The following is a 19,634-nucleotide window of genomic DNA, read 5'->3' on the forward strand; positions in this document are numbered from 1 at the left end:
TTCACCGTGAAAAGTAGTCAGGACGGCGGAGTTTTGCCGACGATTTTACATGTATATCACTGTATTACGTTATGCACGTAACGATATTGGCTGCAAATTTACGATAACACCTATAATCGAAATGATTTCCGGTGTACGCTGCAATCTCGCCCTTCCAAAACGTGCCAGCGATGAACCTGCCCGCCCCGGCATCCGAAGCGCTCCTGCCGCTCGCTCTGCCTGTCGCGCTTGATGGCCGCGACGGCGCCAACCGGGCACACGGCGTCCACCGGCAGATCGCCGCCGACACGGACGTTGAGGCCGTGCGCCTGTGGCTCGCGGAATACGCGGGCTCGCCGCACACCCTGCGCAGCTATCGCAAGGAAGTCGTGCGTCTGCTCGTGTGGACCACCCGGACCCTTGGCAAGCCGCTTTCGAGCCTCACGCGTGAGGATTTCCTGCTCTACGAGCGGTTTCTGGCGGCGCCGACGGTTGACTGGACCGACCCGACGTTGCCGCGCCGCGGCGGGGCACGGCGCCTGTTTGAGGGGCCACTCGCCGAGCGCAGTCGCCGGCAGGCGCTCGGTATCCTCTCGGGCCTCTTCAACTACCTGGTGGCTGCCGGCTACCTTGTCGGCAACCCGCTTGCACTGCGCCGGGGACGGTCCACGCCCGCGGTGCGCACCCGGCGCGTCGAGCGCTATCTCGATGCAGCGCTCTGGCGTATCGTGCTCGATTCCCTGGAGGCGTGGCCGCAAACCAGCGCGCGCGAGCGCCAGCACTACGAGCGCAGCCGCTGGGTCATGCGCTTCCTTTATCACACGGCACTGCGCGCGAGCGAGGCCGCCAACGCGAAGGCAGCCGACTTCTTCCTGCGGCGGGGACGTTGGTGGCTGCATGTCGTCGGCAAGGGGGGCGTCGAGGGCGAGGTGCCCGTGAGCGATGCATTGATCGCCGACTTTGGCCGGTACCGGACCTTCCACGGCATGCCGTCGCTGCCACGCGCCGACGAACTTGCGCCGGCGGTGATGGGCATTGCCGGGGATGCCGGACGGCACCTCACCCCTGCAGCCGTCTATCTGATCGTGAAGGAAGTGTTCCGTCGAGCGGCACATGCGCTCGAGCCCGCTAACCCCACGGGTGCAGCAACGCTGCGGCGCGCTTCCACGCACTGGTTGCGTCACTCGGCAGCCTCGCACCAGGCGGACGCGGGCACCGACATCCGCTTTATCCAGAAGAATCTACGGCACGCATCCATCGAGACGACGGGGCTTTATCTGCACGCTGAGGACGATCGACGTCATGCGGATACGGTAGGCGAAATGCCTCATTGAACACGTATCATTGGCCGCCCACTCACTGCTGCATCTTTCCAGAATATGGAAACACCGTCTCGAGCCCACGTTCTGCGCCAGATACCCCGAAGCGTCATACTGGGCTGCGTCAGCCTGTTCATGGACGTGTCCTCCGAGATCATCCATAGCCTGCTGCCGATGTTCCTGATGGCAGGACTCGGAGCCAGTGCCACGACGATCGGCCTGCTTGAAGGCATCGCAGAGGCAACCGCCCCTGTCGTCAAGGTGTTTTCCGGGACGCTGAGCGATTACCTGGGCCATCGGAAATGGCTTGCAGTTGCGGGATATGGTCTGGGTGCGCTGAGCAAGCCGCTGTTTGCGATGGCGCCGACCATCGGCGTCGTGATCGCGGCGCGCGTGATGGACCGGGTCGGCAAAGGCATCAGGGGAGCGCCTCGCGATGCGCTCGTCGCCGATGTCACGCCATCGCATCTTCGGGGCGCCGCCTATGGGCTCAGGCAGTCGCTCGACACGGTTGGTGCCTTCCTTGGGCCACTGCTCGCTGTTCTCATCATGCTGACGTGGGTGGACAACTTCCGGCTGGCGTTCTGGCTTGCCGTCATTCCCGGTCTGCTCGCCGTTGCCCTGCTCACCGCAGGCATCCAGGAGCCCGCGCGGGAGCGCGGTGCGAAGCGGGTCAATCCGGTTCGCTGGGAAAGCCTCAGGCAACTCGACCGGCGTTACTGGGAAGTCGTCGCGGTGGGCGCGGTGTTCTCGCTAGCGCGCTTCAGCGAAGCGTTCCTCGTTCTGCGAGCCATGGGAAGTGGCGTGCCGGTTGCACTGGTTCCGCTCATGATGGTCGCCATGAATGTGGTCTACTCGCTATCGGCGTACCCGTTCGGCAAGCTTGCCGATACGATGAGTCATGCCCGGCTGCTGGTAGCGGGTCTCTTCATGCTGTTCGCCTCGGACCTGGTCCTGGCACATGGCATTCACTGGGGTATGGTTCTGGTCGGCGTCGGATTGTGGGGGCTGCACATGGGAATGACCCAGGGGCTGCTCGCGACGATGGTCGCTCATGCCGCACCGGAGCAACTGCGCGGCACGGCGTTTGGTTTCTTCAATCTGCTCGGTGGAGTCGTTACGCTGCTGTCCAGCGCGATTGCAGGTGCGTTGTGGGATCGCGTTGGCGCGGCCACCACGTTCTATGCGGGCGCCGCGTTTTGCGTCGTGACCATCGCGCTGGTTTGGCTACAGGGGCCGCCTCAGAGAACCTGAAGCACGTCGGGCCTGCCACAGTGGCAACAACGGGCTGGACTCGCGCAATCAATCCGCGCGCTCCAGAGCCCGTGGCGCTCCGGCCATCGCCGTGCACCGGCCCTCGTACCAGTTTTGCCTGCCGTCGCGAGCGGTCGTTGATGACCTGGTGCCGGCGGTGGTCCGTCATTGTCTTCCAGTTGCGGATTTCATCGCGTGTGCGCAGGCAGCCGGCGCAGAATCCAGTCCGGCCATCCATGGCGCACACGTCGATGCACGGCGATCTGTCAGCCACCGGTCAGGCCGCGAGCCGCAAAGGCAATTGCTGGGACACGCGCCGACGGATAGCTTCTTCGATAGCCTGAAAAACGAACGGGTTCATGCAACTCGCTATCACACGCATCGCCAAGCCGCAGCGGACTTGTTCAAATGCATCGAAGTGTTTTACAACCGCGGTCGCCGTCATTCGTCGCCCGGCTTCGCGTCACCGTCCCAGTTCATGCGAGACTGGCTCGCGGCTCAACAGAAAAAGGATGCTGCTGCATAACCCCAAGCATCTGGAAGGCCCCCGGCGTCAGAATAGTTGTCACGTTGTTTGATTCTTGGACATGGTCCGGGGGCGGTAGAAGGCGAAAAACAGAGGGAAGGTCACTGGCTTGCACACTCGAAGCTGTCGGACGTGATGCTCCTCGTCATTAGTATCGTTGGCACGATGATCGCACCCTAGCAGTTGTTCTTCCAGCAGAGCTATGTGATCGACAAGCGCATCACGCCGCGCTTCATGAAGTATGAGAAAGCTGACCTGTGGATGGGCATCGCGCTGATGCTGATCGGCGCGGTGGCCGTGATGGCATTCAGCGCCGCGCTGTTCTCGGGAAAGCCTGAATTTGGCAATTCCACGGATGCGGGCGGCGTCATCACCGGCCTTGAAAAATACGCCGGACGTACCTCGACCGTGCTGTTCGCGATTGTGCTGTTCGATGCGGCGATCATTGGCGCAGCGGCGGTCTGGTTGTCGACCGCCTATGCGGTGGCTCGATCACGCCGCCCCCGAAATGGCCCTATAACGCCGCCCGCTGACACGCCCGTTCTTGCGCGCCCCCAAACCGCCAAGACTCGACCCGGATGATATAAATTATCGGGGATGCGCAGAGGTTGTCCTATCGTCGGGTCTCAGCTCTGAATGACAGGTCGGCCGCAAATTTTTTCTGATTGCACGAGCATTATCATGATCAACATCAAATACCGGTTGTACCAGCCGAACCTCGCACCCCGCCGTACGCGGGTCCAGGTTCCTGGCTGGGGCGGCACAAGGGATCCCCGGCGGGACGGCTCCCACGAACAAGGCTGGCATTGCCTGCCGTTCGTGGAAGGCGCGCAATACGGTATTGAGCTGTTTTATCCCCACGGCAGCGAGGTCCGGGTCAGCCGTCGTGACGGACAATTCGCTTTTGAGGGGGACTTCGGCCCCAACCCGAACAACGGTGTGAACTGGCCCCCTTTCCGCGCATTTGGGGAGAATTTCTACACCTACCAGCTTCTGTTCGATCTGAAAGTCCCGGAAGGTTATGCCGTGCGCACCGAACCGCATCCGCGCTTCTACCTGAGTGATGCTGAAGACGTGCCGCTTGCCGTACCGGCACTGCTGCGCACAGCCTGGTGGCCCATGATTAACTTCGTGGTGTTCAAAGCCCCGCCTCAGGGTGGCGTTCACGTGTTCCGCCCCGGTGAGCCTTTCATGCAACTTTGTGTCGTGCCAGCTGAGCCGGATTTCACGCTCGAATCCATGGGTGTGGAGGAGGCGGCTGAGCGGGAAATGCAATCGAGACGAATTCATGCCAGCCGCGACACACTGGGACAGGACACAAGGTGGACGTCGTCAACCAATACGGTCTTCGACGGCACTTACCGCCGTATTCTGGGTGCCGCCCGGGCGAGGGATCGGATGGCAGACGATTAGTTTCCGTATATCTGAAAACCAATACCGGGTAACATCATCACCGCATTGTTGTGGTGGTGATGGTAGTAAGGCGGTGGCGGTGGTGGTGTGTAATATACGGGTGGTGGCGTGTAATACTCGGAGCCCGGAGCATAATATCCATGATGGTGATGGTGATGGTGATGGTGATGGTGATGGTGATGGTGATGCTCGCCGCCCGGATACCATTGCACCTGCTCAACCTCCGGCCCTGCTCTGTGTGCCTGTTTCGCCAGCTCTGCATTGTGAGCCCTGAGTGTCTCAACGGCGTTTGGAATGGGCTGAAGCAGGTCAGAATAGGATGACACGGGCAAAGGCACCTGCGGCGCAGCGACATCGGCTGCGGCGTGTGCGCTGGTACTGCTCAGGGTGGCAAGTCCGGCTAGTGTGCCGAGCAGCCCCGCGATCTTACGCTCCATCCGATACTCCTTTATTCAACGAATCGATGTTTCATGACGAAGTAGCGAATCGGCAAATGTGCCGGGATACCCGCTTCATCATGCTCATTCACCACGTGTCCTGCGTTGCGTAAATTGAAAAAGACGCGCTCGCCTGGGTATGCATGGAGAATCCAATTGACGTCCGATTTTAATCGTCACCCTACGCGTCGTCTTTCTGTCGCTCGTCAAATATGTAAGCGGTGGTAACGTCCGGCGACATGCTCGTTGTGGTCAGATGGCGCCGAGTCGGCGTGCCAAGCACGTCGTAAAGCCCCAGAGGATCAGGTTGCCCACCAGCCCGTGTCTTGCCAGTTTCCGACGCGAAGACCCAATGACGTGCATCAACAGTCCGGAAATATCTTTTCCGAACCCACTGGGCCTCTTTGTTCGGATGCCGGCACCGAGCCCAGCGCCACAAACAATTGCCATATCGCGCAACTGACCTTGGCAAAGGTCCGCTTCTACACGACTAAGCGCCTGCACAAAAGTTCAGGGCGCGTTTTTCGTCACTACGGCCTGACCTCGCGAGAGCTGGCATCGGGATGCCCGGCGGCAGATTCCGGCTCGAGTGGCACCAGTTGAGCCCGGGGCAGCCCCGCGCCCAGTTCAAGATTGAGGGCGACGCGCGTCTCGTCGAGTCCGCGCTCAAGATCGTAGACGCCGATACGGGTGCGCAGTGCGGTCGATTCATAGTCGATTATTGCGCGTTGATCGAGCGTGCCCTGGTTATATGCCTCTCGCGCGCACTCGACCTGCTCGTCGGCCGAAACGGCCTCTTCGCGCGCGACGGCCAGGGACGTGGCAATTTGCTTGCTGCGTACCTGAAGCCCACGAATGGTCGAGTCGACCTGATCGAGGCGGGTCTGATACTGCTCATGAAGCAAGCGCCGGGTGGCACGGGTTTTCGCGACCTGGCCCTGGTTTCTGTCAAATATTGGCAGGTCGAACGTGACAATTGGACCACCCGAGCGGATTGCGTCGGTGTCCGAGCCCCACGAACCCCCAAGGACCAGCGTGGGAAACTGTCCGAGAATCGCCGCGCGCACGTCTGCGTCTGCGGAGCGATATCCGAGTTGAAGCGCAATCAGGTCTGGGCGTCGTGCCGGAAGTTCGGTGATTTGCGCATCAAGGTTCGATGGCATTGCCGGCAGTTCGGGCTGGGTGATCCGGAAGCGTGCATCCGCCGTCATGCCTAGCAGTGCGTCGAGTTCCTGCCAGTTTCTGATCTGTGCCAGACGCAGGGACGAGATGGATTGCTCAAGCCCAGCCTTCGATGCCAGCAGCGGGGCAAGATCCGACTGACTCATCTCGCCCTTGTAAACCACCGCACGAACTTCCGAAGCCGCGTGTGAAACTGAGGCAAGCGCCGCTTCGCTGCGCTCGATCGACAATCGTCCCCAGTATAGATCGACAGCCAGAAGGCGCGCCTTTTGTGCCACCTGCCATTCCTTCCAGAGCAGTTCGGCGTTGACTTGCGATACATGCTCACTTGCCGACACCACACGCCATCGATAGGTCAAGAGGGACTTCACGTCCTGCGAAAGCGACGCACTGAACGCATCCGTCGTACCCGGGCCGCCAAGCAACGCAGCGTAACCGAGGCTGACGGACGGATTGGGCAGGACCTCACTTTGCGTGAGGCCCGCCTGCGCAAGATCGGATTCGCCGTGCCACGCTTGCAGTTCGGGATCGTTAAGTATCGCGAGCAATCCGATCTGGTCAACACTCAATGGCCTGTCCACGTCGATGACTTGCGGCTCGCCCCCCGCCGCCGCAGGCAACGCATGCCTGACGTCATCGATGCGGCTCACGAGTTGTGCATGAGCGGGGAGCGGTAGCGGGTGATAGGACGCACATCCGCTAATCCCGCTGACCGTGAGGACGCTGGCGAACAGCCTTTTGCCCGGCATTCGTTTTTGCATGTCTGGCTTCCTCAGCATGTCCCACGTGGTTGTACGAATGCATCGACATGGCTTCATCATGGCGCATCGCGCTGTGCAAGGCGCGCAAGCTGCCTGCGGCGCCCATGCAGATAAAGCGCGGGAATCAGGTTTGTGCTGCGCACAGCGCTCCAGAGGAGCCCGCCGAGGATCACGACGGCGAGCCCCTGTTCAGGCGCCGCACCCTGACCGAGTCCCAACGCAGTTGGCAGCATGCCGAGCATCGCTGTGACAGCGGTCAGCACGATCGGTCTGAAGCGCACGTGGATGCCTTCACGCACCGCGTCTTCCACCGGCATGCCTGCGGCCTCGTTTTTCTGCACGCGATCAAGAAGAACGATGCTATGACGAAGACCGATTCCGATCAGTGTGAGGAAACCGATCATCCCCGTCGCATTCAGTCCGACGCCGCTCACAACGAGTGCAGTCGTACCGCCAGTCAACGCCAGTGGTATTTCCAGCAGCAGGATGGCTGGAATCAGAAGGCCATCGAATTGCAGCAGCAAGATACCGACCATGATGCCAAAAGCCGCGAGCGTTGCGATGACGAGCCCGAGCGCAGCGCGCTCGAGCTGAGCGGCCAGTCCGCCGAATTCGATCCGGTAGCCGGCCGGCAGATGAAGCCCGGACAAGGCCTCGCGCGCGGCGGCGTCGGTGCTGCCGAGTGGCCCATTCGGCGTGGCCAGGATGTCGAGCGCCCGCGCACCCGCAACGTGCTGCATCTGGTTTGGCGTAGCAACCAGCGAGAGAGTCGCGAGCTGTGAAAGCGGTGTCCAGCCTGCCGGAGTCCGTATAGGGAGTGCGTCGAGCATTGCCACGCTCTGCTGCGATGCGTCGGCAAGGCGCAGATACAGACTGAGAGGGACGTTCCCTTCAGGCACCCGCGTAATCACTTCGCCGTTCACGAGGGCATTGACCTGCTCATAGAGCGACGCCGGTGTCATCCCATAGATACCGGGCGCCTGCGCGTCAGGGATGATCTGCAATTGCGTGACGGGGTAGCCATCGTTGTTGAATACGTCGCTGAGCGCGGAGACGTGATGCAACCTCGCCGTAATCCGGTCGGACAGTGCCCGCAATTCCGCGACACTGCTCCCGAACACGTGGATCACGAACGGCTGCGGCAAGCCCGACAAGCTCTCGCCGACCCGTTCGATCGTGGGCGTATCTACGGCGAGCTGGACGCCGGGCAGCCTCGACGCATGCTGAATGCGTTGGCCGATCGCGTCGAGCGCATTGACGCTCACACCGGGCTTGAGCACGACCTCGATCTCACCGGCGTAGGCCGGTTCGGTGTACGACGTGGATGCCGATGAACCCATGCGGGCGTACACGTGCGCGACCGCATCGTCGTGCAGCAATCGCCGGGTAATGGTCGCGACGGCTTTGCGGGTATCCAGGAGCGAGCTGCCGGGCGGCAACGTAAACGATTCGAGAAGCACACCTTCATTGGGCAGTGGCAGGAAATTGATTGGGACGAGGACGAGACCCGCGAGGCTCAGCACCAGAACAGCAAACGTGATCGCGAGACTCGTCCGGGGCGCTCGCGAGACCCACTCAAAAAGCCTCTCGTTTCCTCGCTGAAGGTGCTGCAGCAGCCGGTGGCCGCTACCCATGCCAGAAGCCGGCTTCGCATTCAGAAAGCCCAGGCCGAGCGGAGTCAACGTCAGCGAAACGACCAGCGACGAAAGCAGCGCGACGATCATCGCAAGCGAGAACGGAATGAAGAAAAGCCCGACCAGTCCGCCTACGAACAGTAGCGGCACGTAGATCGCGACATTCGTGAGCGTGCCGGTGATGTCGGGAATGGCGATCGCCTTCAGACCATTCCACACCCCTGCCCAATGCGCGTCCCCGCTTTCCCAGCGGTGATAGATGCTTTCCAGCACGATAATGGCGTCATCAGCGAGCAGTCCGACCGCCACGCTCAGCGCTCCGAGTGTCATCAGGTTGAGGTCCTGTCCGGATGCGTGCAGGGCAGCAATGGCGAGCGCGAGCGATAGCGGAATGCTCAGTGCGAGCGTCACGATTCCGCGTCCCGCGCCTAGTATCCAGAACAGCACGACAATGGCGAGCACCGCGCCGATCAGCAGGTTGCGCCCAAGGTCGGCTCCAACGAGTCTGACGACGTGTCCTTGACTGTACGTTCTCACCCAGCGCACGCCGGAGGGCAACTGTGACTGGCTGCCATTGAGCGTCGCCTGGACCGCACGGGTAACGGCGAGCGTGGACGCGCCCGGTTGCTTGATGACGGTCAGTGCGACACTCGGGTTTCCATCAAGCGAAACGGCACTGTGTGTCGGGATCGCCGAGCGCACGATTTTCGCGAGCGCCCCGAGCGGTATGGCGCCGTTCGGCGTAGTCACCGGAATCGCTTCGAGCTGCGCGATATGCACGGGCAGGCTGCGTGCCTCGATCAGCACGTCGTTATGGCCTAGCGTAACAAATCCGGCAGGCTCGAGCAGAATCTGCGCCTTGATGGCCTGCGCGAGCGCCGTGACCGGCACGCCGTAGCGCTGCATTGCGCGGAGATCCGGTTGAATCCAGAGCGATTCATCCCCCGCGCCAAACACATGCACGAATTGCACGCCGGGAATCGCACGCAACGCCGGCGCGATGTTCGCCAGCACGGCTCGTTGGACCTGGGCCGGCGCTACATCGGCGGGAATCCGGGCGCTATAGTCGGCAACCTCGTTGATCGCATTGCCCATGATCTGTGCGACCGGATCCATCTGCGCCGGCAGTTCTGCACGTGCCCGGTCGATCGCTCCGTTGACCGCCTGCAGGTCAATCTGGGCGTTGCTGCCTTCGCGGAAGCGCACGTCGATTTCGACAGTGCCGTTGCCCATCACCGAGCGCACGCTGCCGAGATTCGTCAGGGTAAGAATCTGGCTTTCGAGCGGGTTGACCACGAGTTGCTCAAGCTCGGTCGCGGTCGTACCCGGCAGATGGGCTGTTACGCTGATCTGCGGAAAATCGAATTGCGGTAGCACTTCAACCGGTGTGTGAACGAGCGCATACGCCGCGCAGAGCAACACGGCGCCAAGCAGCAGTATCCAAAGCACCGGGCGTTGCAATACGCGCGGTATGGCGACATCGCGATCCATAAGTCGGTCCGTCAGTCGGGCGGTTGATAGGTCTGCGCGATGCCGCGGTGGTATTCGAGAAAGGCGTCCCGGGCAACGATTTTTTCGCCGGGCCGCAAGCCGGAGACGATGCCGGTCCACCAGCCTCGCGCCGGGCCAGGGACCACGCGTCGAGGCTCGTCGCCTTTCGGCGTGTGAACAAGCACCCACCACTCGCCTCGATCAAGAATCAGCGCGGCTGTCGGCACCATCACGAGCGGCGCCGATGGGCCGTCGAGCGTGACAGTACCCCATTGCCCACTGATCCAGTGCGCTTCCGGGATTGCACCCAGGCCGACTTGCAAGCCGCCGTCAGCGCCAACGGCGGGCGCGATCGTGGCTATCTTGACGGGGACGGGAGCACCGCCACCGACCGGCGCAAAACGGCCCACCATGCCGACATAAAGCATTGACGCGTTGGCACCGTAGTACTTCGCGCGCACCCACAGAGGGCCTCGCGGTTCAATGGTGAGCAGCGTTTGCCCAGCATGAGTCTGTTCGCCATCGGCTGCCTGCACCGCGATGACGGAGCCTGCAACGGGTGCCGTGATCGCCAGAAGCTCACTCGTCTCCGCCAACTGCGCCTTCGCGGATTGTTCGGCCGCACGCGAGGCGGCGAGCTCGCTGATTGCGGTGTCGACTGCCTGCCGGGTCCCCAGGTGGATGGCGAGTTGTTCGCGGGCGATTTCGAGTGCGTGCGTCGCGGCGTCGAGCCTCGCCTTTGCGCCTTGTAACGCCCCCTCGCGCTGGGTCATCAACGAATACATTTGCGGGCCGCTCACGCGTGCGAGCACTTCGCCGGCGGCGACGATGCTACCGGGCAGGACATGCAGGTCACCCAGCGTCCCTGCGTCAACGGTGCGCACGTTTATGATTGCCGTGGGCTCGACCTGTCCGTATGCAGTCAGCCGCACCGAAAATGTCTGCTCACGCGCGACGACGGTCGGCGCTGCTCCTGCGTCGATGCCTGAACGATCGGCACGTGCGGATTCGCCGAATGTACCGGTCAGCCACAGTAGTGCCACCAGTCCAGCCACGAGGCTGCGACGATTGCGATGAATCAAGACGTCCATGCGAGCAGGTGGCGCAAGATGGGTTCGCCGTACAGGGCGCCGAGCAAACCGGCGACCATCAGCAGGCCCGCAAACCGCGCCTCGATCCGCGGAGATGTCAAGGCAGATGACATCTGCGATTCGGGTAGCGGCGCAAGGAGTCGTTCTATCCGTCGCTGCAGGGCGTCGCGATCGCCGACAAGAAGCGCGTGTGCCTGTATTGTCGACCGCCCCGGCCGACTCGGCTCCTTGCGCGCACCCTGCGTATGACGCAGCGTCGTCAACAAGGCGGCCGCCAGATCTTCGCCCGAAGTCCCCAGGCTGCGCGCCTCATCGTCGCGAGCACATTCGAGGGCCTCCAGCCAGCCATCAAAACGCGCACGTGCACCCGGCCATGGCCATTGCAAGTCGGTTGCGAGCTGTGCGAGCCAGATGCGCAGCGGGTCGCGATGACAAGCGTGTGCCTGCTCGTGTTGCCATGCCGCTTGCAGTGCCGCATCGTCCAGCGTCCTCGCGAGGAACGGAGAAAAAAGCACCCGTGGCCGCAGCAGACCGACAGTGCATACATCAGCATCTCGCGGGTCGCGCCCAAGTGCCCAGACCGCTCGGGCCACCGCCCGCGCAGCAATCAAGGCGAAAGGCAGACAGGCACCGATCAGCACCCATTGGCTGAGGCGATCATCTACTGGATCGGGTTCGCGCAATGCCCAGCCGCAGAGCCACGCTGCCACGAGCATCGCGGGCATGACCGGTAGCCAGAGCCGCAGCCACGCATGGCGCTCGACACCGTGAGCGCCGCCGACCGTCGGGCGCAGCGGAAGCATGGCCAGGGGCTGAAGCGCAACGCCACCGAGCAGAACCACCAGCACGGTGAGTAACGATTCACGTTCCATCGTTGTGACTCCTTTTGGCGTGGATCGCTCGTTCGAGCTCGTCCAGCAAGACCGGGTCTATCTCGTCGACCGCATCCACGAGCGTGGCGACGGCCGCATGGGGCGCGGATCCGAGCAGTCGGGACACGAGGTGTCGTGCCCGGGCGCGGTCAACCTGCACCCGACCGACGGCCGGCGTGTAGACGAATCCGCCCGCGACGCGCTCGCGCGTGATCAGTCCTTTTTCACGCAAGCGATCAACGACCTTCGCGGTCGTCGTATAGACGCGGCCGGCAGGCGCGCCGAGCCGCTCGTGCACGGCACGCACGGACGCCGTGCCCAACTCCCACAGCACGTTCAGGACGGCGTACTCGAGGTCATCGGCAGGTAGACGGAATGGACTCATTCGGGTAGATTACGACAGCTGTCGTAGCTGCGTCAAGCAATGAGACCCTTGGCACCGTGACGCGCACTGAAGCTACCTCGCCAGGTTCTTCGCCCGCATCGTGCTCGCAGCACGCCAGGCGTTGATGAAGTCCGTTCAATCCGTCTTGCCAGCCCATGAGGAAGATCGTGTGCTCGACCTGAGAAACGCATTCGACGAAAAGAAGCTTTTTATTGCCTTCGAGGTGAGCTTGTGGTTCAAGGGCGTTTTTGCCCTTGCTGAGGCGGTATCAGGCGTTGCCGCTTATTTGGCTTCGCCTCGAATCCTGCTGTCCCTCGTGCTTTGGGTTACCAGGGGAGAGTTTGCCGAGGACCCTCATGATCTGGTGGCACACTGCCTCCTTCATTCCGTGCAGCATCTTTCGGTAACCGCCCAGAAATTCGCGGCAGTCTATCTGCTCGCACACGGACTGCTCAAGCTATGGCTGATCGTCGGCTTGCTGCGGCGGCGTCTCTGGTACTACCCGGTGTCAATGGTCGTGTTCGCCTTCTTTATTGCTTACCAGATTTACCGATACACGCTGACCCATTCCGTATGGTTACTGCTGCTCACAGCGATGGATGCGGTCGTCATTGCGCTGACGTGGCACGAGTATCGATACCTGCTGTTCCGTCGCGATCTAAACGGTATTCTGTAGTGCGAGATATTTGGCGTTGAGACAGTGGCGGATGTCTCGCGCTCAGCGAGAATGAATGAACCGCAGTCGAACGCGAGACGTAGATCGACACCCGGCGCAATGTTGTCGCGCGCTGCAAGAGCAACGGCCCCGGGATGCTCGCCCGGGGCCGTCGCTCAGAACGGATCGTCGATGTGATGCCGCACCGGGGCGGACCATGGTTGCCTGCTGCGCTGGATCTGCTCTGCGTATGCGCTGCTGAACCACAGCAGCCAGTCGCACAACAGTTGCTGGATCTGGGCCGCCGCCTCGTCGGTGAGCGCGGGTAGCGGCGGCGGTCGTGGCCCGATACGCGTGGACGGTGTGCGTGACTGACCTGGCTGCTGAGGGCGGCGGCTCATCGCATTTCCCCAATCGCCTGCTGCAACAGCTCGTCGGGCAGATGGTTCAGCCCTTTGGGCACAGCCAGCTGCATGGCGGTGCGCAGGATACGCCCGGCATTGCGCGGCAATCCGCGCGAAGCCTGGCGCAGCAGTTCGAGCCCGGTTTCGGAGATCAGCGTGTGGTTGCAGCCGGCGGCCTTGAGCGCGTGGGCGATGAGCTGTGCGAAGCGGGCGTGCTCGGTGACGGGCTGCAGTTGCACGCGGGTCTGGATGCGGCTGTAGAGCGCGGCGTAAGCGTTGCGCTCGAGCATCGGGGCCAGCTCCGGATGGCCGGCAAGCCACACGGTGATGAGACTGCGGGCGTCGAAGGCGAAGTTCAGGAACGAGGGGAAGTCGCGGAAGAACTCCGGCGGCAGGTTCTGCGCCTCATCGATGATCCACACCGGCAGGACCTGCTTGCCGTTGGCCAGCTCGGTGATGCGCTGCTTGATGTCGCGCCACAGGTCCGCGCGCCGGTAGCTGGGTTCGAGCCCGAGTTCGCGGGCCAGCGAGCGGTACAGGTCGATGCGCCCGAACTCGGTCTCGGACAGATAGATGGTCTGGTAGCGGTGCGGATTGAGGTTGCGCGTGAGGTGGCGCAGCATGGCGGTCTTGCCCACGCCGGGCTCCCCGGTGAGCAGGCCGATGCCGGGGCTGTCGAGCAGCCACTGGAAGCGTTCGGACAGGCGCGCGAGCGCGCCATCGTCCCACAGATCGGTGCCGTCGGTGTCCAGCGGCGCGCAACGCAGGCCGAAGTGTTGGCGGTACATGTGTCAGTCCTCGCGACGGTAATGATGTTGATGGACGAGTTCGATGAGGTTGGCTGTGGCAGCGGGCGCTGCAGTCGCGGCAACGGCGGGCGTCCTGCTGCGCCGGCGCCGGCTGTTGGCCAGCGCATCAAGCGCGGTGGCCGCGCCCAGTGGAGCGCCCTGCCTGCTCTGGACACGCACGACCGTACCGGCGTGCGGATCGACGACGAGCACGACGTAGTGGCCGCTGAGTTCATAGGGCACCTCGAAGACGGCGCCTTCGTACGAGACGGTGCCGTCGCGGCGCACGCGTCGCTCGACGCGGTGCAGGAACAGCTCATCGAGCCTGGGGGCAAGCGAGCCGAGCGCGCGGATGCGCGGCAGGTCCTGCCGGTAGCGCGAGAGCGGCGTCACGTTCTCGCCCAGCGCGCTGTGTGGCTCGCAGTGGTAGACCTGTTCGAGCCACGCCCACAGCCGCGCGTTCAGGTCAGTCAGCTCGCGGATGTGTGTGGTGTCCAGTTCGGAGAGGAACTGCTCGCGTACGGTACGGTGCCAGCGTTCGAGCTTGCCCTTGCTTGTGGGCTGGTAAGGCTGGCAATGCACGAGACGCACGCCCAGGTCTGCGCAGATGGTCTGCAGGCTCGCGGCGCGATAGGCCGCGCCGTTATCGACGACGAGCATCTTTGGAATTCCGCGACGCAAGAGCGCCTGCTTGAGCACGCCCTCGATCTCGAGGGCCGTCTCGGACAGACAGAAGGCGCTGTGTGCAACGAGGCGCGAGGCATCGTCCATGAGCGAGACGAGATAGGTCTTGCGGCGCGCCCCGCCAAACGAGAACGTCGGGCCGTGCATGACGTCACCGTACCAGATGGAGCCAGCGTACTCGGCCACGAAGCTGCGCTTCTCCTGGGCAACGACTGTAGGGCTGGCGATACGCGAGAGGTCGTGAGACTTGAGCAGGCGGTGCACGGCGCAGCGTGAGAGTGTGCCGCGCGCCACGATGCCGGTGGCCTCCAGCAACAGCCGGATCTGGCGCACCGAGCGGCTGGGGTTCTCGCGTTTGGCGGCGAGCACCGCAGCCTGCACGACCTCGGGCAGCTTCGAGCGACCCGTGTCGGTGCGCGGCCGGATGGCGAGCCCTGCGATGCCTTCGCGTCGCCAGGCGTAGTACCACGTCTGCAACGTGCGCTCGCTGATGTGACGCCGGCGCGAGCCCGGGATCGCGTACTCCTTGAGGGCGAGCTGACGCAACAGCTGTAGCAGCTCGCCGCGTTCGAGTCGCTCGCGGCTCACGATGGGGCCGAGCACGGACAGCCGGAACAGCGCCACGGGGTCGATGTCGTTCATGAAGTCTCCGTTGAAGTGGAAGAGACCTCATGAAACGCCTGATGCCGTGCAGGCGGCAGTGGGCAGACCCTGTGGGTTGCCCGTTACCGCGTCCGGCAGTGCGTCTCGTGTGGAATTGCGTTCAGCCGATCACGGGACATCGAGGCCATCCAGATCAAGCCAGGCCATCGCACGCGACAGCGACATGAGCGCGAAGCAGGGGCGCCAGAAGGTCGCCGTGTCGGCTGCGCGGCCCAGTTCGGGCAAGCGGCTTCGCAGGGCGAAGGCAAAGTCCTCACTGCAGCGCATGAGCCATCGCCACCAGCGGCGCACGGTGTGGCGATCGATGCCGACCAGGGCTGCGATGCGGCGCAGCGACAGGCCAGAGAGGATCAGGCAGAGCACGAGTTGCTGCAACGCCCAGCCGTACCAGCGCAGCGGGCAGATGCACAGCGGCAGGCGCGAACAGGTACGTCGGCAGGCGGCACAGCAATAGCGTGGCACGGGCACCGGATTGAGCGCGCCGGTGACGCTTCGGTCGGCCTTGCGTTCATAGAAGCCGTGCGCCCACAGGCACGTGCGGCCGCAGTGCGGGCAGCGGCCGGGATGATAGGACTGGGGCGTGGTGACGATGGAGCGAAGATGCTGTTCGAGCGTGAGAAAGGAATGTACGATCCGAAGCATAGGCCGGGCTGTTCTGCGTTCGTGGGCTGGTGTGAGAGCCGTCTCACGATAACAGAGGAGTACCGGCCTATCTCATGTCCACCGCATCGCACGATGCTCACGCTGAAATTCAGGAAATCGCCCTGGACGAACGCGAGACAAATACCCCCCGCCCAAACTCAAATAGCCCGAGCCGTAACACCTGCGAGCAGAAGCGCGTTCGGGTGTCCAGTCCGTCCGGCACCAGCCCCTCAAGTCATGAATCTGCAATGGAAACCATCGAAGCATTCAATCAAGCCATTTTTCTGCAACTCAACGCTACGCCTGCCACGCCACACTGGCTCGTCGCCGCAAGCCTGTTCATCGCCAGATATGTGATCTGGGCTGTCCCGATCATGCTCGGCTGCATGTGGCTATCCGGTGGCGACAATCAGCGAAAAACCGCTGTTCATGCGACCTTCGTCGCATTTGTGGCGTTAGGGATCAACCAGTTGATCGGCATCGTGTGGTATCACCCCAGGCCATTTGCAATAAGCCTGGGGTACACATTCCTGGCGCACGCCCCAGATTCGTCATTTCCAAGCGATCACGCTACGTTGCTTTCCGCTATTGCTTTTACGCTCCTCTACGACGGCAAGCGCCTGTTTGGCGCGCTTATCGTCGCTGCGAACATTACTGTCGCCTGGGCTCGCGTGTTCGTCGGCGTGCACTTCCCATTTGACATGGCCGGAGCAGCGTTGATCGCGTGGTCGACCTGTTTGCTCAGCGCTCCGCTGTGGCGAGTTGCGGGTGAGCCGTTTTCACGAGCGCTGATCGCAGCGTATCGCAAGGTCGTCGCTTGGCCGATTAACCGTGGGTGGCTACGACCATGACGAGATCACGCATTAAAGGCGAACAATTTTTTTATTTAAGATCAATTGGTTAAGCCTATTTTGGCGAAATTTTTGCTTATCCCGGCCGCCCCTCGTAAACGTTGTTGACAGGACAAGCTACGTCTTTGGTGGGCTTGCCACCGTGGAAGGTCACGAGCAGCATCGGAAATCCCCTGGGCGTGGTGGGCGAATGATCCATCCGGAGTAGGCCACAAATCCGAAATACGCCGCGGTCATCGCCCCATCCACGGCCAGGGAGTTCCCGCCCTACCCGCCGCGGGTGGTAAGTTGGGGCAGGAAACCGCCTACCCTGTGCAGGCCGAATGACGAGATCGCCCATGTCCGCTTCCAGTTCCTACCAGCCGAAGTCCGCCTGGACCATTGCCGTCCTGCTCACGGGCTTCTCCATGATCAACTTTCTGGACAAGATCGTCCTCGGCATGGTCGCCGTGCCGCTCATGGCCGACATGCACCTCTCGCCGGCCGAATTCGGATTCGTCGCCGGCAGTTTCTTCTGGCTCTTCTCGACCTCCACGGTCATCGTCGGCTTCCTCTCGAACCGCGTCGCGACACGCTGGATCCTGCTCGCCATGGGCGCGACCTGGTCGATCCTCCAGGTGCCGCAGGCGTTCGCCGGCAGCGCGCCTGCGCTACTCGTCTGCCGCGTGCTGCTCGGCGCCGCCGAAGGCCCCTCGTTTCCCACTTCGGTGCACGCCCTGTTCAAGTGGTTTCCCGACCAGAAGCGCAGCGTTCCGGTTGCCGTCATCAATCAGGGGGCCGTGCTCGGCATGATCCTGGCCGGCCTCGGCATTCCGCTCATCACGCTGCACTGGGGCTGGCGGACCAACTTCTTCGTGCTGGCGGGCATCGGGGGCGTCTGGTGCGTGCTGTGGCTGTGCTTCGGCCGCGAAGGCGTGCTCGTGGACCGGTTGCAGCGGCAGCAGGATCTGCCCGGGCCGGGCGCCGACCTCTCGGCACCCGAGCGCCTGCCGTACCGCCGGATCCTCACCGACGCCTCCGTGCTGTCCGTGTTCCTGCTCGGTTTCGTCGCCTACTGGCTACTCGGGCAATCCATCACCTGGCTGCCCACCTACCTCGAAAAGGGGCTGGGCTTCGGCAGCATCGCGTCGGGCCGGGGTTTCGCGCTCATCATCGCCTTTGCCGCGCCCGTCAATATCGGTTTGAGCGCCCTGTCGCAGCGCATGATGAAACACGGCGCGACCACGCGCGAAGCCCGTGCGCGGCTTTCCTGCGTCACCATGATCGCCGGCGCCCTGCTGTTCATCACGCTCGCCACGCTCGACCTCACGCCGGTCGAGAAGGTGCTCTGCTACGCCCTGGCCGGCGCGCTGCCCACGTTGTGCCTCTCGGTCGCCCCCGCCATGCTCGCGGAGATGGTTCCGGCCGCGCAGCGCGGCTCGATTGTTGCGATCCACACCGCCGTCGCGAGCCTCGGCGCCGCCGTGGGGCCGGTCGTGATCGGGCAGATCATCCAGGCGCACCCAAACGCGGGCAGCCACGCCTATGAACTCGGCATTCTCGTCACCGCCATCCTGTTGATCGCGGCCGCGATCGTGGCGCTGCGCTTTCTGCACCCCGAACGTTCGCAGCTCATGCTGAGCCGCGACGCCGCAGCGCTCACCGCCTGAGAAGAAACAGAACGATCCCTGTTGGAGGAAACACATGGAAGTCACCCTTAACCCGCCGGGCGAAACACATGCCGCCCCGGCGCCGTCCGAAAGCTGGCCCTTCACCGTCACCCGCCACACGCCGACCATCGGCGCCGAAATCAGCGACATCGACCTGCGCGAGCCGCTCGACGACACAACCTATCTCGCCCTGCGCCGCGCGCTGGTCAAGCACAAGGTGCTGTTCTTCCGCGATCAGGACATCACGCCGGCCCAGCACGTGGCCGTGGCGCGCCGCTTCGGCGAGCTGGAAGTGCATCCCACCTTCCCGCACCACCCCGACCATCCCGAGCTCGTGATCATCGGCCGCGGCGATTCGAAACGCGGGCGCGAAAATCTCTACCATTCCGACGTGTCGTGGCGCGAAATTCCGTCGATGGGTTCGATGCTGCGCTGCGTGCGGTGTCCGGAGGTGGGCGGAGACACCCTCTGGATCAACATGGTGGCGGCCTACGAAAACCTGCCGCAGGACGTCAAGACGCGCATCGCCGACCTCAAGGCCATGCACGAATTCCTGCCGCTGTTCGGGATCGTGGTGCCGGAGGATCAGCACGACGAAATGCGCAAGCGCTTCCCGCCCGTGGCTCACCCGATCGTGCGGACCCATCCGGAGAGCGGCGAAAAGATCCTGTACGTCAACGAGGCCTTCACGACGTACATCGCCAACTATGGCCACAAAACCGTGGACCGCTATCGCTTCGGCTTCGACTTCAAGCTGGCCGAAATGGAGCTGCTGCAGTATCTGTTCCGGCAGGCCCAGGCGCCCGAGTACCAGGTGCGCCTCAAATGGCGCCCGAATACGATCGCGTTCTGGGACAACCGCTCGTGCCAGCACTACGCCGTCCAGGATTACTTCCCGGCGGTGCGCCACATGATGCGCGCGACCGTGATCGGCGACCGCCCGGTCTGAGACGC

The 19,634-nt window shown here is 63.0% G+C and carries 17 protein-coding genes and 3 pseudogenes; 9 read left to right on the forward strand and 11 right to left on the reverse strand.

What is annotated here, in order from left to right; all coding sequences use genetic code 11:
• Positions 1–170: 170 nt before the first annotated feature.
• Together WJ542_RS18955 and WJ542_RS18960 are read left to right on the forward strand one after the other, a co-directional pair.
• Positions 171–1,313, forward strand: a complete 1,143-nt coding sequence (locus tag WJ542_RS18955; protein WP_411190975.1) for a tyrosine-type recombinase/integrase — start codon at positions 171–173, stop codon at positions 1,311–1,313.
• A 45-nt stretch (positions 1,314–1,358) separates the two neighbouring features.
• Positions 1,359–2,552: an MFS transporter gene (locus WJ542_RS18960; RefSeq protein ID WP_411190976.1), complete on the forward strand. Its 1,194-nt coding sequence runs from the start codon at positions 1,359–1,361 to the stop codon at positions 2,550–2,552.
• A 103-nt stretch (positions 2,553–2,655) separates the two neighbouring features.
• Here the strand turns inward: WJ542_RS18960 and WJ542_RS18965 are convergent.
• A pseudogene (locus tag WJ542_RS18965) lies at positions 2,656–2,826 on the reverse strand (DUF1289 domain-containing protein); the annotation flags it as partial.
• A gap of 13 nt (positions 2,827–2,839) precedes the next feature.
• On the opposite strand from WJ542_RS18965, the pseudogene WJ542_RS18970 reads away from it, so the two are divergent.
• From WJ542_RS18970 to WJ542_RS18980, 3 genes and pseudogenes are all read left to right on the forward strand, one after another.
• Positions 2,840–3,078: pseudogene (locus tag WJ542_RS18970) on the forward strand (IS3 family transposase); the annotation flags it as partial.
• A gap of 102 nt (positions 3,079–3,180) precedes the next feature.
• A pseudogene (locus tag WJ542_RS18975) lies at positions 3,181–3,564 on the forward strand (divalent metal cation transporter); the annotation flags it as partial.
• A 195-nt stretch (positions 3,565–3,759) separates the two neighbouring features.
• The gene (locus tag WJ542_RS18980) at positions 3,760–4,491 is read left to right on the forward strand and encodes a hypothetical protein (protein ID WP_411190977.1); all 732 of its coding nucleotides are present in this window, start codon (positions 3,760–3,762) and stop codon (positions 4,489–4,491) included.
• On the opposite strand, the gene WJ542_RS18985 is transcribed toward WJ542_RS18980, so the two are convergent.
• The 6 genes from WJ542_RS18985 to WJ542_RS19010 all read right to left on the reverse strand — a co-directional run bounded on the left by WJ542_RS18985 (position 4,488) and on the right by WJ542_RS19010 (position 12,344).
• Positions 4,488–4,928: a hypothetical protein gene (locus tag WJ542_RS18985; protein WP_411190978.1), complete on the reverse strand. Its 441-nt coding sequence runs from the start codon at positions 4,926–4,928 to the stop codon at positions 4,488–4,490. The two genes, WJ542_RS18980 and WJ542_RS18985, sit on opposite strands and share 4 nt — an antisense overlap.
• A 530-nt stretch (positions 4,929–5,458) precedes the next feature.
• Positions 5,459–6,871 (reverse strand): TolC family protein, encoded by a 1,413-nt coding sequence (locus WJ542_RS18990; RefSeq protein WP_411190979.1) that lies wholly within the window; start codon positions 6,869–6,871, stop codon positions 5,459–5,461.
• A gap of 56 nt (positions 6,872–6,927) precedes the next feature.
• Positions 6,928–10,116, reverse strand: a complete 3,189-nt coding sequence (locus WJ542_RS18995; protein WP_411190980.1) for an efflux RND transporter permease subunit — start codon at positions 10,114–10,116, stop codon at positions 6,928–6,930.
• Complete coding sequence (locus tag WJ542_RS19000; RefSeq protein WP_411190981.1) at positions 10,008–11,087, reverse strand: efflux RND transporter periplasmic adaptor subunit; 1,080 nt, start codon at positions 11,085–11,087, stop codon at positions 10,008–10,010. The genes WJ542_RS18995 and WJ542_RS19000 overlap by 109 nt, the downstream gene beginning before the upstream one ends.
• Positions 11,075–11,959, reverse strand: coding sequence for a hypothetical protein (locus WJ542_RS19005; RefSeq protein ID WP_411190982.1), 885 nt, complete (start codon positions 11,957–11,959; stop codon positions 11,075–11,077). The genes WJ542_RS19000 and WJ542_RS19005 overlap by 13 nt, the downstream gene beginning before the upstream one ends.
• The gene (locus WJ542_RS19010) at positions 11,949–12,344 is read right to left on the reverse strand and encodes a BlaI/MecI/CopY family transcriptional regulator (RefSeq protein WP_411190983.1); all 396 of its coding nucleotides are present in this window, start codon (positions 12,342–12,344) and stop codon (positions 11,949–11,951) included. Before WJ542_RS19010 ends, WJ542_RS19005 begins: the two co-directional genes overlap by 11 nt.
• Positions 12,345–12,468: 124 nt before the next feature.
• On the opposite strand from WJ542_RS19010, the gene WJ542_RS19015 reads away from it, so the two are divergent.
• Positions 12,469–13,020 carry a DUF2127 domain-containing protein gene (locus WJ542_RS19015; RefSeq protein WP_411190984.1) on the forward strand — a complete coding sequence of 184 codons (552 nt, stop codon included), beginning with the start codon at positions 12,469–12,471 and terminating at the stop codon, positions 13,018–13,020.
• 155 nt (positions 13,021–13,175) lie between these two features.
• Here WJ542_RS19015 and WJ542_RS19020 read toward each other — a convergent pair whose 3' ends face one another.
• The 4 genes from WJ542_RS19020 to WJ542_RS19035 all read right to left on the reverse strand — a co-directional run bounded on the left by WJ542_RS19020 (position 13,176) and on the right by WJ542_RS19035 (position 16,180).
• On the reverse strand, positions 13,176–13,400 hold the full coding sequence (locus WJ542_RS19020) for a hypothetical protein (protein ID WP_411188278.1): 225 nt from the start codon (positions 13,398–13,400) through the stop codon (positions 13,176–13,178).
• Positions 13,397–14,191: an ExeA family protein gene (locus WJ542_RS19025; protein ID WP_411188277.1), complete on the reverse strand. Its 795-nt coding sequence runs from the start codon at positions 14,189–14,191 to the stop codon at positions 13,397–13,399. The genes WJ542_RS19020 and WJ542_RS19025 overlap by 4 nt, the downstream gene beginning before the upstream one ends.
• A gap of 3 nt (positions 14,192–14,194) precedes the next feature.
• Positions 14,195–15,517, reverse strand: coding sequence for a DDE-type integrase/transposase/recombinase (locus tag WJ542_RS19030; RefSeq protein WP_411188276.1), 1,323 nt, complete (start codon positions 15,515–15,517; stop codon positions 14,195–14,197).
• Positions 15,518–15,646: 129 nt separating this feature from the next.
• The gene (locus tag WJ542_RS19035; protein ID WP_411188275.1) at positions 15,647–16,180 is read right to left on the reverse strand and encodes a DUF6431 domain-containing protein; all 534 of its coding nucleotides are present in this window, start codon (positions 16,178–16,180) and stop codon (positions 15,647–15,649) included.
• 74 nt (positions 16,181–16,254) lie between these two features.
• On the opposite strand from WJ542_RS19035, the gene WJ542_RS19040 reads away from it, so the two are divergent.
• From WJ542_RS19040 to WJ542_RS19050, 3 genes are all read left to right on the forward strand, one after another.
• Positions 16,255–17,031 carry a phosphatase PAP2 family protein gene (locus tag WJ542_RS19040; protein WP_411190985.1) on the forward strand — a complete coding sequence of 259 codons (777 nt, stop codon included), beginning with the start codon at positions 16,255–16,257 and terminating at the stop codon, positions 17,029–17,031.
• Between the two features lie 338 nt (positions 17,032–17,369).
• A complete protein-coding gene (locus WJ542_RS19045) occupies positions 17,370–18,680 on the forward strand; it encodes an MFS transporter (RefSeq protein WP_411190986.1) in 1,311 nt (436 codons plus the stop codon).
• Positions 18,681–18,714: 34 nt separating this feature from the next.
• The gene (locus WJ542_RS19050) at positions 18,715–19,629 is read left to right on the forward strand and encodes a TauD/TfdA dioxygenase family protein (protein WP_411190987.1); all 915 of its coding nucleotides are present in this window, start codon (positions 18,715–18,717) and stop codon (positions 19,627–19,629) included.
• The last annotated feature ends 5 nt before the right edge of the window (positions 19,630–19,634 follow it).

The organism is Paraburkholderia yinzeri (assembly GCF_046581065.1).
Taxonomy (GTDB): domain Bacteria; phylum Pseudomonadota; class Gammaproteobacteria; order Burkholderiales; family Burkholderiaceae; genus Paraburkholderia.